At 47.1% G+C, this 13,238-nt stretch carries 11 protein-coding genes and 1 tRNA gene; 6 read left to right on the top strand and 6 right to left on the bottom strand.

The window, feature by feature from the left end; all coding sequences use genetic code 11:
• Positions 1-35 precede the first annotated feature (35 nt).
• From lysS to arfA, 3 genes are all read left to right on the top strand, one after another.
• Positions 36-1,541, top strand: a complete 1,506-nt coding sequence (gene lysS / locus CZ360_RS02610) for a lysine--tRNA ligase (protein WP_077532623.1) — start codon at positions 36-38, stop codon at positions 1,539-1,541.
• A gap of 65 nt (positions 1,542-1,606) precedes the next feature.
• The gene (locus tag CZ360_RS02605) at positions 1,607-2,404 is read left to right on the top strand and encodes a hypothetical protein (protein ID WP_077532622.1); all 798 of its coding nucleotides are present in this window, start codon (positions 1,607-1,609) and stop codon (positions 2,402-2,404) included.
• A 191-nt stretch (positions 2,405-2,595) separates the two neighbouring features.
• Positions 2,596-4,086 (top strand): arabinosylfuranosidase ArfA, encoded by a 1,491-nt coding sequence (gene arfA / locus CZ360_RS02600; RefSeq protein ID WP_077532621.1) that lies wholly within the window; start codon positions 2,596-2,598, stop codon positions 4,084-4,086.
• Between the two features lie 87 nt (positions 4,087-4,173).
• On the opposite strand, the gene tadA is transcribed toward arfA, so the two are convergent.
• The 3 genes from tadA to CZ360_RS02585 all read right to left on the bottom strand — a co-directional run bounded on the left by tadA (position 4,174) and on the right by CZ360_RS02585 (position 7,243).
• The gene (tadA, locus tag CZ360_RS02595; protein WP_077532620.1) at positions 4,174-4,635 is read right to left on the bottom strand and encodes a tRNA adenosine(34) deaminase TadA; all 462 of its coding nucleotides are present in this window, start codon (positions 4,633-4,635) and stop codon (positions 4,174-4,176) included.
• 14 nt (positions 4,636-4,649) lie between these two features.
• Positions 4,650-5,732, bottom strand: coding sequence for a CPBP family intramembrane glutamic endopeptidase (locus tag CZ360_RS02590; RefSeq protein ID WP_077532619.1), 1,083 nt, complete (start codon positions 5,730-5,732; stop codon positions 4,650-4,652).
• Between the two features lie 155 nt (positions 5,733-5,887).
• Complete coding sequence (locus tag CZ360_RS02585; protein WP_077532618.1) at positions 5,888-7,243, bottom strand: MATE family efflux transporter; 1,356 nt, start codon at positions 7,241-7,243, stop codon at positions 5,888-5,890.
• 168 nt (positions 7,244-7,411) lie between these two features.
• Here CZ360_RS02585 and CZ360_RS02580 point away from each other — a divergent pair.
• From CZ360_RS02580 to CZ360_RS02570, 3 genes are all read left to right on the top strand, one after another.
• Positions 7,412-7,486, top strand: a tRNA-Arg gene (locus CZ360_RS02580).
• Positions 7,487-7,948: 462 nt separating this feature from the next.
• A complete protein-coding gene (locus tag CZ360_RS02575; protein ID WP_077532909.1) occupies positions 7,949-8,701 on the top strand; it encodes a class I SAM-dependent DNA methyltransferase in 753 nt (250 codons plus the stop codon).
• 127 nt (positions 8,702-8,828) lie between these two features.
• The gene (locus CZ360_RS02570) at positions 8,829-9,509 is read left to right on the top strand and encodes a TIGR00266 family protein (protein WP_077532908.1); all 681 of its coding nucleotides are present in this window, start codon (positions 8,829-8,831) and stop codon (positions 9,507-9,509) included.
• A 117-nt stretch (positions 9,510-9,626) separates the two neighbouring features.
• Here the strand turns inward: CZ360_RS02570 and CZ360_RS02565 are convergent, their stop codons facing one another.
• From CZ360_RS02565 to CZ360_RS02555, 3 genes are all read right to left on the bottom strand, one after another.
• Positions 9,627-11,630: an ABC transporter permease gene (locus CZ360_RS02565; protein WP_143530123.1), complete on the bottom strand. Its 2,004-nt coding sequence runs from the start codon at positions 11,628-11,630 to the stop codon at positions 9,627-9,629.
• Positions 11,623-12,390 (bottom strand): ABC transporter ATP-binding protein, encoded by a 768-nt coding sequence (locus tag CZ360_RS02560; RefSeq protein ID WP_077532616.1) that lies wholly within the window; start codon positions 12,388-12,390, stop codon positions 11,623-11,625. The genes CZ360_RS02565 and CZ360_RS02560 overlap by 8 nt, the downstream gene beginning before the upstream one ends.
• 138 nt (positions 12,391-12,528) lie before the next feature.
• A complete protein-coding gene (locus CZ360_RS02555; protein ID WP_077532615.1) occupies positions 12,529-13,233 on the bottom strand; it encodes a transglycosylase domain-containing protein in 705 nt (234 codons plus the stop codon).
• Positions 13,234-13,238: the final 5 nt, after the last annotated feature.

The raw sequence follows: 13,238 nt of genomic DNA, 5'->3' as shown, positions 1-13,238 counted from the left end.
CGGAACCGGTTGTGCAGAATTGAGGAGAAGTGAAAATGAGCCAGAATGAAGTAGAAAATAACGTGCTTCCGACTGAGGAGGAAATGAGCGAGTTTTTAAAGGTCCGGCGTGAAAAGCTGGCGGAACTCAGGGAAAAGGGAAAAGACCCATTTCAGCTCACCACCTACCAGGTAACCGCTTATGCCAAGGATATCAATGAGCAGTTTGATGAATATGAAGGCAAGATGGTATCCATTGCAGGCCGGATCATGTCCAAGCGCGGTATGGGGAAGGCCGGATTTATTGATGTATCGGATTCCAGCGGACGGATTCAGTCCTATGTGAGAAAAGATCACGTAGGCGATGATTCCTATGCGGAATTTAAAAAATATGATATTGGCGATATCATTGGGATTAAAGGCGAGGTGTTCCGCACCCAAAAGGGACAGATTTCAGTGAAAGCAGAAGAAATCGTCCTGCTGTCCAAGTCCCTGCGGCCTTTGCCGGAAAAATGGCATGGCCTGAAGGATCAGGACACCCGTTACCGTCAGCGTTATGTAGATTTGATTGTCAACCCGGAGGTCAAGGATACCTTTATCAAACGCAGCCGGATTATCACGGAAATCAGAAAGTTCCTGGATGGCCTGAACTTTGTCGAGGTGGAAACTCCGGTTTTACACACAATTGCAGGCGGGGCCAGTGCAAGGCCGTTTATTACCCATCACAATGCGCAGAATATGGATATGTATATGCGGATTGCACTGGAGCTGCATTTAAAAAGACTGATTGTCGGCGGGTTTGAACGCGTCTATGAGATCGGACGCGTGTTCCGCAACGAGGGAATGGATACCAAGCATAACCCGGAATTCACCCTGCTGGAACTATATCAGGCCTATACCGATTATAACGGAATGATGGAGATCACAGAAAATATGATCCGTACTGTGGCGCAGAATGTGCTGGGTACCACTACCCTTCAATATGGTGAACACACCCTCGACCTGGGCAAACCGTTTGAGCGGATCACGATGGCGGATTCCGTGAAAAAGTACAGCGGAGTAGATTTCTCCGAAATCAAAACGCTGGAGGAAGCCCGCGCTGCTGCGAAAGAGCATCATATTGAATATGAGGATCGGCATCTGACCGGTGATATCCTGAATCTGTTCTTTGATGAATATGTCGAACATAATCTGATTCAGCCGACCTTTGTCACAGACTATCCGGTCGAGATTTCCCCATTGGCAAAGAGAAGCCCGAAAGACCCGTCGATTACAGAGCGGTTTGAACTCTTTATTGTGGGACGGGAACACGCCAATGCATTCTCCGAATTAAATGACCCGATTGATCAGAAAGAGCGGTTTGAGCATCAGGTCGAGCTTAAAAAGCAGGGTGATGATGAAGCGGCTGATATGGATGAAGACTATATCAACGCACTGGAATATGGTATGCCGCCGACTGGCGGGTTGGGCATCGGCATTGACCGGCTGGTTATGCTCCTGACTAACAACGATACGATCCGCGACGTGCTGCTATTCCCCACCATGAAACCGCTTAAGGACTAACATGGCTGTAATTCGGACACCACAGTATGCTGGTGTCCGTTTTTAATCAGAAAGGAAGAAGTAAAATGGCTGATCAACCACGCACTGATTTTGAAAAACTGCAGGCGAAGAAGCGGCAGGAAGCGGCTTTGAGGAAGCAGATGCAGTATATTAACAGCCTGTCGCCTGAGGACAGGGAAAAGATCTATGCAAAAAAGCATCGCACCCATGAGGAAATTAAGCCGAAAACCTTGAAGCAAAAGGCAGCAAATTATTGGTACCATTATAAGTGGGTGACAATCGGGGTTTTGATTGCAGCAGCGATTGGTTCTTTCTTTCTGCATGATATGCTTACCAGGGAAAAGTATGATTTTGAAATGATGGTGGCAACCGCGGAGTATTTTGATATGGATGCTGTACAGTCGGCATTTGACAAAACCAGCCAGTATGCCGTTGACACGGATGGAAACGGTGAGCAAAGCATCAGTGTCCTGTATGTCCAGATCGACCATGAGAACGCGGAGTCGCAGGATCCGAACTACTATATGGCGCAGTATGTCAAGTTTTCTGCAGCGCTTTCGCAGGGTGAGGATGCCATCTTTGTATTGGATCAAAAAACATATGACTTTTTAACGGAGCAGGATGAGACGCTTGCATTCGAGGATCTCACCCAGTATTCTGATAACGCCGGGATTGACGGCGACCGGTATTATCTGAAGGATGATCCTGCTTTAGGCAGTCTTTGCGATCAGGGTGACGACCTGTTTATCGTCCTGCGCAGACTGGAGGATATGTCCAAGCCAGAATCAGAGAAAACACAGAAACGGTATGAGGATCAGGTGACATATTTAACAAACCTGTTAAATCAGACGCCGGAAGAATAGAAACAAAATACCCACCGGGGATGAGATATACTGCTCCATGAATCAAGCGGAAAGGCTTGCTGTTTTTGGAAGACGTATGATTCTGCCTGGTGGGTGTTGTTATAAATAGAAATATTTTAAAAAAGCAGTTGTATTTACAACTTACATCTGTTATAATACAACCAGATACAAGTTGAAAGGATCGGTGCGCAATGGATAAGGTGAAACTTTATATTGAAAAAGACTTTACACTTGCAGAGGTTGACGATAGGCTCTACAGCTCTTTTCTGGAGCATTTAGGACGTGCGATCTACGAGGGCATTTATGAACCGGGGCATCCGGCGGCGGATCAGAATGGGTTCCGGCAGGATGTCCTCGAGCTGGTTCGGGAACTCAACGTTTCTCACGTTCGCTATCCGGGCGGGAACTTTGTTTCCGGATATGACTGGAAGGATGGAATCGGGCCAAAGGAAAACCGTCCGACTCGACTGGAGCTTGCCTGGAAGAGTATTGAAACAAACCAGTTTGGGATTGATGAATTTTATGACTGGAGCAAAAAGGCCGGAACAGAAATTATGGGTGCGGTCAACCTGGGAACCGGTACGCCGAAGGACGCCGGAGAAATGCTGGAGTACTGCAACTATCCGGGCGGAACCTATTGGTCTGATCTGCGAATCAAAAACGGGCATAAAGACCCGTATAATATCAAGCTGTGGTGTCTGGGAAACGAGATGGACGGCGAGTGGCAGATTTGCCATCTGGATGCTGACGATTATGGAAAGAAGGCGGTGGAGGCTGCCAAAATTATGAAGTGGATTGATGACTCCATCGAGGTGGTAGCCTGCGGAAGCGCGACGGTACTGCAGAAAACCTATCCGGAATGGGATCGCGTTGTATTGGAACACGCTTATGACCACGTCGATTATCTTTCCATGCATCGGTATTATGAGAATGAAGGGAATGACCTCGACTTCCTGGCTTCCTTTATCGACATGGATGATTTTATCAATACTATCACCAGCACCTGCGACTATGTCAAGGCGGTGAAACGCAGCAAAAAAAGGATGATGATTTCCTTTGATGAGTGGAATGTCTGGTATCAGGCCAAACAGGAACCGCATGATTGGCTGCATGCACCGCATATCCTGGAGGATCAGTATTCTCTGCTGGACGCGCTGGTTTTTGCCGGACTGGGAATGACGCTGATTAACCATGCGGACAGGGTAAAGGTCGCTTGCCTGGCACAGCTTGTGAATGTAATCGCGCCGATCTTTACGGAAAAGGGCGGGAAGGCTATCCGGCAATCAACCTTCTATCCGTTTAAATACCTGTCAACCTATGGAAGAGGAACTGTATTAAAACCAGTCAACACTACGCCGACAGTGGAAACCCGCTATGGGGATGCGCCGGTTGTCTCAACTACCGCTGTTTACGACCAGGAAAATGGTATGGTAAACCTGTTCTGTCTGAATATCCATCAGAGCGAGGCAATGCCGGTTGAAATCGACCTGCGTTCCTTTGGAAAGCTGGAGATGGTAGAGCATATGGTAATGGATGGAAATAATTTGATGACCTTTAACAGCATTGCAGAGGACTGCAATGTGGTTCCGAGACAGGAAAAGACAGAGCCTGGAGAAAAAGACATTTTTGAACTGGCTTTGCCGAAGCTATCCTTCCATGTTATCCGGTTTGCAGTCAAATAAGCGCCTCCATTCTATATCCGAAAAGCGGGCGGTTCGGAATGGAACATACTGAAAATGAAAAGGATGGCTCTACAGAGCCATCCTTTTTTATGTTTTTCTTTTTTGCCGAAGCTGCCGAAAAAATTCAGACAGGATACCCGCGCATTCGGTCTCCAAAACACCGCCCTCGCAAAGAGGCCGATGGTTATAGGGCAGATCAAATAGATTGACCAGAGAGCCGCAGGAGCCGGCCTTGGGATCATACGCACCGAAGACGACCCGGTCGATCCGGGCATTGATCATTGCGCCGGCACACATGGGGCAGGGTTCCAGGGTGACATATAGGGTACATCGCGGCAGACGCCATCCTCCCAGGCTGGAACAGGCTTCATTAATTGCCAGGAGCTCTGCATGAGCGGCCGCGTTTTTGCCGGTTTCACGCAGGTTATGCCCTCTGGCAATGACAATTCCGTCCTGTACAATCACCGCGCCGATTGGCACTTCATCGAGCAGGAAGGCTTTCTGAGCCTCCAGCAGGGCTTCTTTCATAAATAACTGATCCTGATTCAAGAAAAACCTCCTGCTTAGCCGATAATTTGAATATAGGGGATGACATAGAAAAAGGCAAGGACGACAATCATCCAGAAGCCGAAATTGGTGATCAGCGCCTTTATCTTCATTCGGTTTGTCAGGCAGGTGTCTACACTGTAAAGCTGGAAAGCGCGGCTGTCCCGACGGACAAACCAGCCAAAGAGAAATAGCGACAGCAAGAGCAAAACAATTCCAATCAGGCAGAAAATTTGCGCTGAAAATTCCTCGGAGAATTGCTGTTCGATGATAAGCTGAAGAACCCGCAGCCCCTTAGAAGCGAAATTAGCGGCGATAGCTGCAAGAATACTTCCCGACCGAACCGTAAAATAACCCAGCGCCAAGCCTGTCACAAAAGCATAAACCATCATATCAAAGCTGGGCTGCACCAGGGTATAGAGAATGGTGGAAACCGCAATCGCAATAATATCCCCGAACCGTCTCATAGAATGCAGGATAGCGCCCCGGAAGAGAAGCTCCTCCAAAAACGCGGGCAAAAGGGTGGTGGAAAAACAGAACAGGAGAAAGGCGGAAAAATCTGTTGGCGGGACTTCGCTTTCCTGCAAGACAACTACACCGCTCTCCTGCAAAATCCCCACAAAAAGCCGGGTGAAGATAGCAGCGACTACTCCAGTTCCCATTAAAATCAGGACACTGTAACGGGTTGTCCCAGGATTTGGCTTGGAAAAGAGCTGGCCGGAAAAGCCGAGCCGCCTGCCGAACAACAGGATCACAGCAGTCGGGACGCCCATATAGACTATCTGAGTCAGGATCTGGACAATCTGAGCCGAAAACACAGACATATTTACAATATTCGTTAAAGGATTAATGGTGATATCCAAACCGAGCATTGCCATAATATTGATAATCGGCGCAGGTGAAATCACCCGGAGAAAATAAAGGAGAAGAATCGAAAACAAAAGGATATTATACTGCATCACAAGCGCCCTGTACTCCGCCTGCCGCGGCGTCTGCGGTAAAAATCCCAGCCCATTGATATAGGTCGGTACCTGCCCCGGCGAGTCCGGCCGGGATGAAAACCGCTGTTGATGCTCCTGATGTGAAAACCGGCGGTCCATCTGCTTTCCTCCTCTCCCAAGATATATAGCTGATTTTTTCCTAAAGCTCCATCATGAAAGGGCTTCAGGCCCTGCCGCTATTTCCGGTTGTGTTCCCATTATAGCATAAAAAGCCGGTTAAAAAAACCGACTTTTTATGAACAAAAGAGACTTATTTACCGGGTTAACTGGCGAATCCATCGGAATCGGTTGACTTTTGGCAGGGCAACCAGGCATTTTGTGATCTGGTCGCTTTTCAAAATCCAAAAAACGGCAAGCGGAGACCAGTGAAAAACAAAGGCAGCCAGCGCAGATAGCGGCAAAACCATGCCCCACATAAAGATCGAGTCATTAAAGAATACAAACCGGGTATCCCCGCCTCCACGGACGATGCCTGTCAGTGCAGAGCATTGGTAAGAGGTTCCTACTACAGTGATACAAAGGACATTGATAAAGTCGCTGGTCATCTTCCGGGTTTCCGGAGAAATCGAGTAGAAATTGAGAATCGGTTCTTTGACGAGAAACAGCAGAATGCCCGTTATAACCCCGATGATAACAAAAAGAACCTGCATGGTGTAAGCATATTCCTTTACCTTTGGAATATTATCCTCTCCGACCGTACGCCCGATTAAAACGGCGGCAGCGCTGGCCGATCCATAGGTCACAACAGTCAGCACCTGGAAGATTGTAGTGGCAATACTGTTCGCCGAAATAGCAATAGAGCCCAGGTGACCCAGGATAGCTGTTTGAACCGCCATTGCAACACCCCAGATCAGGCTGGACATGATGACGAAAGAGCCGACCCGGATATAGTCCCCAAAAAGCTGGCGGTCAAAGTGAAGCAGCGACTGAAGACGCATATGGATCTTTTTATCAAAAAAGATGAGATAGATGATAACAACTGCGGTTTCCATTATCCGCGCGGTTAATGTTGCGATGGCAGCGCCTCGGATTCCAAGCTGCGGCGCGCCGAGCTTCCCAAAAATCAGAATATAGTTGAGCCCGATATTGACAAACAGGGCAATAACTGAGACAACCACGCCGATTCGCACTGTTTCCACGCCGCGCAACGCGCAGATGGCTGTATTGGTAATACAGAAGAAAAAATAGGAGAAGCAGACAATCCTGAGATACTGCTCCGCCTGTTGGATCACTGCCTGGTCATTGGTAAAGAGACTCAGTATCGGCACAGGGAAGAAAAATACTGCTGCCCATAAAACCGCGCCGCTTAAAAGCCCTAGCTTTAATCCGATGCTGAAAATGCGCCGAATTGGTTCAATATCCTTTTTTCCCCAATATTGGGAGGCAAGAACAACAATCCCTTCTCCGATTCCCATTGTGACCATCTGCAGAATAAACTGAATCTGGTTTACAATCGCGGCTCCCGAAAGGGCGGTCTCCATATAAGAGCCAAGCATAATATTATCCGCAAGATTGACAGCGCAGGTAATCAGGTTTTGCAGCGCAAGAATGAATGTCATGGAAAAGAAATCCTTGTAAAAGCTGCGATCCCTGGTAAAAATTTTTGTCATAACATGTAATCCCCTATTATTCGATATAATAATCTCTGACAAGAATCATTATATCAAAAGGAAATCAGGAATACAAGAAAGGAATCGTTTTTTCTTGGAGAAAAGGGGGATTGAAATTTTCTGCTCTTTTTGATATAATAATATAGTCTCATGACAACCTATCAGGAGGCCCCCGTAGTTAAATGGATATAACAAACCCCTCCTAAGGGTTAGTTATCAGTTCGATTCTGGTCGGGGGTGCCAAAAGGGATAAACCGGACAAAGGACGCAGGATTGCCTGCGTCCTTTGTTTATTTATTGTTAGCATGAAACTGGAATAATGTTTTCTTTATTATGACTATATCCGTAGTATGTAACCCGGTATTCCCTATCTGTGGTATACCTAGAACATGTACTTACAGTCTCTTTTTACTGTTTTGGATCGATCGTTCACTAAAAACTGTATAGACATGGTCTTGGGAGGAAAAACTGTTTGGCAATGATTTTTTGTATTGTCCTATTCCTCATTTTTTATTTTAAAAAAAATAGATATTTTACACGGGTCATGCGAGAGTTTTTAAACCTGTATTCTGGATATGAATCAGTATATTTAGATGTATCAGATAAAAAGGAGAGGCAGTCATATCCATAAGAGAGTACTGTAAGCTGATGAGTTTTATTCCTCATCATAATCTCGCCGTCCAAAAAAGAACGGAGATTAATAAAATGGAAGCTATAAAAAGAAATTATTATGGCAGCTTGTGTACGGAAATGTATGAGCTTTTGCATCCCGAGGCGCCGCAAGATGAATTGCATTTTTATCTTTCTTACGCTAAAAAAGAGATGTCAATTTTAGAGCCGTTATGTGGAAGCGGAAGATTTTTGATTCCCTTTGCAGAGAGAGGGTTTCATATCAAGGGTGTAGACAACTCACATGAAATGCTCAAAAAGCTGTTAGAAAAATCACCGGATTCGGACATCGTGGAGAGTGAAATAGAAGAATATCAGACATCAGAACGTTTTGACTATATTTTTATCTCCTTCGGCTCTGTATCTTTGTTTACAGAGATGCAATCCTGCAGAAGCATTTTATCGAAGATAAAGGAACTTTTAACAGAGGGCGGTAAATTTGTGTTTGCGGTGGATACGACTGCTAACCGGTGTCCCGACAGTGATCAATATACAGTAGGAGCTGCGGTTAAAACGCAGGAAAATGATGAATTGATTTTGAAGTCTAAAAATTATTATGATGAAGCAACGCACACCCAGTACAGCCCGGCAATATATGAATGGTATCATGATGGCAAGCTGTTAAGGAAAGAGGAGATGAACTTTCAAACACACCTGTACGAGTTGGGAGAGATGGAAATATTTTTGAAGGAAATAGGTTTTTCCGATGTGACAGTATATTCCTCCTTTAAAAAAGATATTGCCAAAACCAATGAATCGGAAATGTTTTTATACGAATGTAGTGTTTAAACCCCCAAGATGGTATCGGCCTTTAGCTCCCCAAAGCAAAAGAAGTGCTTTCAATCTAGCTGTAAGTATGGTATATTGGAAGCAGAGAGTCCTTATGGGCATCAAAAAAGACAGGAGATGGATTGTAATGAGATATTCAATTGAAGGGGAACCGCTGCCGGTTGTCATCTGCGAGCTGCAGGCGGGAGAAACAATGATTACAGAAAAGGGAGCGATGTCCTGGATGTCTCCGAATATGGAGATGAAAACCTCTACAAACGGCGGGATCGGGAAAGCGTTTGGGAGAATGTTCAGCGGGGAGGCTATGTTCCAAAACACCTATACCGCTCAGGGCGGCAATGGAATGATTGCGTTTGCCTCCAGCTTTCCGGGCTCTATTTTGGCGATTCCGATTTCGGCGGGAAATGAGATGATCGTCCAGAAATCTGCGTTCCTTGCGTCCGAGGCCGGAGTGCAGCTTTCTGTCTATTTTCATAAGAAGTTCGGCGGCGGGCTGTTTGGCGGCGAAGGCTTTATTATGCAGAAGCTGTCCGGCCAGGGAATGGCTTTTATTGAGATTGACGGCTATACCAAGCAGTATGATCTGCAGCCGGGTCAGTCGATCCTGGTTGACACCGGCTATGTAGCAGCAATGAGCGGAAGCTGTACGATGGATGTCCAGTCAGTTCCGGGCGTAAAGAATATGCTGTTTGGCGGCGAAGGCGTTTTTAATACCCGCGTGACCGGGCCGGGCCGGGTAATCCTGCAGTCCATGCCGATCAGCCAGATGGCATCGGTGCTGCGTCCGTTTATGCCAACCGGAAATTAACATAAGGAATCAAATAGGGAAGGGGCTGCCGAATTTTCGGCAGCCCCTTCCCTTGAGGGTAATTTAAAGTTCTATGGGTCATGAATTGGATGAGTACGGCCCATGAAACAGAACTTTCTAGCTTTTTGCTTTGACAATTTTATAGTAGGTTCTCGCTGTGAGCTGGTAGACGATAAAATACAGGATGCCAAATATCAGAGCTGTCGCTAAAACGCAGACGAGGAAGAGCGTGTTGTTGAACAACCCAAACATCATCAGCAGCTTACACAATACTGGAAATGCAATCGCAATATGCAGGAAGGCCACGAGAAGCGGGAGGAAAAATACCATCAAAACCTGCTTCTGAATTGCCTGACGAACCTCTTTGTCGCTCATCCCAACGTTTTGCATGATCTTAAAACGGTCGTGGTCGTCATATCCCTCTGTAATCTGCTTATAATAGATAATCAGCACAGTGGCAATGATAAATACCCCGACAAAGAAGATTCCTACGAATAGGATGCTTCCGTAAGTCTGATAGAAATCGGTTCGTGCCAGCCAAATAGTATCCGCGACGGAAAGCCGGGGTACTGTTTCGTTGAAGGAATCACGCAGGCTTTCCGAAAAGGCGTCCGTGTCCAGGGAATCCCCGGATACATTATAGAAATAGGAATAGCTTAATTCACGGCCGCCGGAGGAATCATCGCTGTAAAATTCTTCGTTATATTCGTCAAGCAGGGTTTTCATTTGCTCCAGGTTGGAAAAAACTACACCGACCGAATTCCGTAGATAGTCGGCCTGCGAAGCATAGGGAGGCGTTTCCACCAGCTTTTTCACCCGATAGGTGTGTCCGGAGATGGAAATTTCAGAACCGATTTTTGTCTCGCCCATAATATAGACGGCGACCTCATTTTCACCTAATGTGACCGGCTCTTTCACGGTACGGTTGTAGTCATCCATGGTAGTACATTGCAGGATAACCGGAGCAGTGCTGTCCGTACTGGCCGAAAGCATAGAGAAGGTCTTGCCGTCCTCCTGCTGAAAGGTGGCAAAGGAAAGATCATAATAGCCCATCGCGTTTTCGGCCTGGCCGCCGTGCTGCTGTGCATGTTTTTGTGCGGCTTCTTCAATAAGCGGTTCCGGGTTTTGGTCCTCCACAATAGCGGTGATATGGACATCTCTTGGAAAGCGCTCTCGCAAAATATCCTCTTCTCCGATAAACAGGCTGACGCAGGAGGACATAGTAACCAGCACCGCGGTAGAAAGGATACAGATATTAGACAATCCTACCGCATTTTGTTTCATCCGGTAGATCATACCGGAAACAGAAATAAAGTTGGAAGGCCGGTAATAAAAGCGTTTGTTTTTTCGAAGCGCTTTGAGAAAGACGATGCTCCCGGAAATAAATAGGCAATAGGTTCCGATGATTACACACAATACCGCAGTAAAGAAATTAGCGAAGGCATCCCACGGGGTTTTTACAGTGAGAGCCAGGACATACCCCGCGCCGAGCGCAAGCACTCCGGTCACAGCCAGGATCCAATGAGATTTCGGTTCCCGTTCACCGGCCTTTTCGCTGCTCAGCAGGGAGATTGGCTTTGTCTTGGCGACAGAAATCATATCATACAGCAGGATAATGCCAAAACCGATTGCAAACCACACAACAGTACTGAACACCGACTGAAGCGGAATCTGGAAGGTGAGGGCGGCCGGGAGATGGATGATTTTCATGTATAATAAGAACATAAGCTGGCTTAATAGGGCGCCGCCCAGCATGCCGCAGGCCAGGCTGACAATCCCGGTCAGCAGGACTTCCCAGACCATCATTACCGAGATGTGGCGTTTTTCCATCCCAAGGATGCTGTAAAGCCCAAATTCCTTTTTCCGCCGCTTCATCACAAAGCTGTTGACATAAAACAGGATGACCAGGGTAATAAACCCGCAGATGCTGCGCATGGATACCAGGATGTCGCTCATGCGGGCAGCGCCCTTCATACCGCTTTCGGCAACCATTACATTGACTGAGTCCATGATATAAAATACACCGACGCACAGGCAGACCGCGATGAGATAGGGAAGATACATGGCTTTGTTTTTCCGCATGGAGGTGAAGGCCATTTTGGGGTAAAATAAGCTATTCACGGTTCTTCCCTCCTGTTGCCAGGACGGTCAGCGCGTCAGAAATTTTCTGAAACATTGCTTCGTTGCTCAGATCCCCTTTATAGAGCTGATGAAAAACTACGCCATCCTTAATAAACAGCACCCGGTTAGCATGGCTTGCAGCCTTGGTGCTGTGGGTAACCATTAGGATCGTCTGCCCGCGGCGGTTGATTTCCTCAAAGATATGGAGCAGCCCGTCTGTTGATTTGGAGTCCAGCGCGCCGGTGGGCTCGTCTGCGAGAACGATCTGCGGGTTGGTAACCAACGCCCTGGCAACGGCTGCCCGCTGCTTTTGTCCGCCGGACACCTCATAGGGGAATTTCTGGAGCAGGTCGTGGATTCCCAGCATCCGGGCAATCGGTTCGATCCGTTGATGGATTTCTTTTGGCGATTTTCTGGACAGTACCAGGGGAAGCGCGATATTATCGTTGAGTGAGAAGGTATCGAGCAGGTTGAAATCCTGAAAGACGAAACCCAGATTTTCCCGGCGAAATGCGGACATCTGGCGATCCGGGATAGAGGCGATATCTGTTCCGTTTAAAAGAACCTCCCCGTCGGTCGGCTGATCAAGAGAAGCAAGAATATTTAAAAGGGTGGTTTTACCGGAGCCGGATTCTCCCATGATCGCGACATATTCTCCCTGTTCTACTGTAAACCCCACGTCGGTTAATGCCTGTACCTGGTTTCCGCCGAAGCGGGTGGTATAGATTTTTTTCAGATGGTTTACTTCTAATAAAGCCATGAATTGAAATCCTCCTTTTGACTGATTGCAATTCTATTATAAAAGGCAGGATGACTTGCCACCATCGATTTGCCTTACAATTCTTTTCCGGAAGCTTACATTTTTGTAAGGATGACAGGAAGAAAAAAGGCAGGAAGCCTATTCCTGCCCTAAAATTTCAGATGCCTCTTCCTCAGAAAGGAATCCCTGCTCCACCATCTGGCTGAGTACCTTTTTCTGACGTTTAACCGCTAAGTCCGGATTCACAGTCGGCGCGTAAACAGAAGGCGCATTGGGTATCCCGGCCAGCATGGTGCACTCAGAATCGGTCATATCCTTTGGCTGTTTGTGAAAATACCCCTCACATGCCGCCGAGACCTGGTAATAGCCGTTTCCAAAATAAATGGAATTGACATAAAGCTCCAGTATTTCATCCTTGTCCAGGTGCTTTTCCAACTGGCGCGCCATCAGGATTTCCGCAATTTTCCGGGTCGCCGTCCGTTCCTGGGTAAAGTAGAGATTTTTAGCGACCTGCTGGGTTATCGTGCTGCCTCCCTCTGCCAGGCTGAAGGAACGGAGATCATTCCATACTGCGCGCAAAATGGCAATCAGATCTACGCCGCCATGCTCATAAAAGCGCTGGTCCTCCACTGCAACGACTGCCTCCAGATAAAGCTCGGGCAGCTCCTCCAACGGGGTAAAGCCGGGCTGGCTGCGGACGTTGTCCGCCATATCCTCAACACTTGCTTGACCCAACGCAGCCTGATACATTTGGTAGCCCTGAAATACAATAATCCCGCCAATGATGATCAAAGCAGAAAGGATCAGCAGAAACAGATTGAGAAGTATTTTTTTAAGTTTCATGATGA

Origin of the sequence: Massiliimalia massiliensis, from assembly GCF_900155615.1 — a bacterium.
Taxonomy (GTDB): domain Bacteria; phylum Bacillota; class Clostridia; order Oscillospirales; family Ruminococcaceae; genus Massiliimalia; species Massiliimalia massiliensis.
The sequence above is the reverse complement of the archived record's forward strand: the minus strand, read 5'-3'. Positions and strand labels throughout refer to the sequence as shown.

Bases quoted from the DNA above. Each gene is read 5' to 3' on its own strand.
- lysS (WP_077532623.1), top strand. From the start codon at position 36: ATGAGCCAGAATGAAGTAGAAAATAACGTGCTTCCGACTGAGGAGGAA.
- CZ360_RS02605 (WP_077532622.1), top strand. From the start codon at position 1,607: ATGGCTGATCAACCACGCACTGATTTTGAAAAACTGCAGGCGAAGAAG.
- arfA (WP_077532621.1), top strand. From the start codon at position 2,596: ATGGATAAGGTGAAACTTTATATTGAAAAAGACTTTACACTTGCAGAG.
- CZ360_RS02590 (WP_077532619.1), bottom strand. From the start codon at position 5,732: ATGGACCGCCGGTTTTCACATCAGGAGCATCAACAGCGGTTTTCATCC.
- CZ360_RS02585 (WP_077532618.1), bottom strand. From the start codon at position 7,243: ATGACAAAAATTTTTACCAGGGATCGCAGCTTTTACAAGGATTTCTTT.
- CZ360_RS02575 (WP_077532909.1), top strand. From the start codon at position 7,949: ATGGAAGCTATAAAAAGAAATTATTATGGCAGCTTGTGTACGGAAATG.
- CZ360_RS02570 (WP_077532908.1), top strand. From the start codon at position 8,829: ATGAGATATTCAATTGAAGGGGAACCGCTGCCGGTTGTCATCTGCGAG.
- CZ360_RS02560 (WP_077532616.1), bottom strand. From the start codon at position 12,390: ATGGCTTTATTAGAAGTAAACCATCTGAAAAAAATCTATACCACCCGC.
- CZ360_RS02555 (WP_077532615.1), bottom strand. From the start codon at position 13,233: ATGAAACTTAAAAAAATACTTCTCAATCTGTTTCTGCTGATCCTTTCT.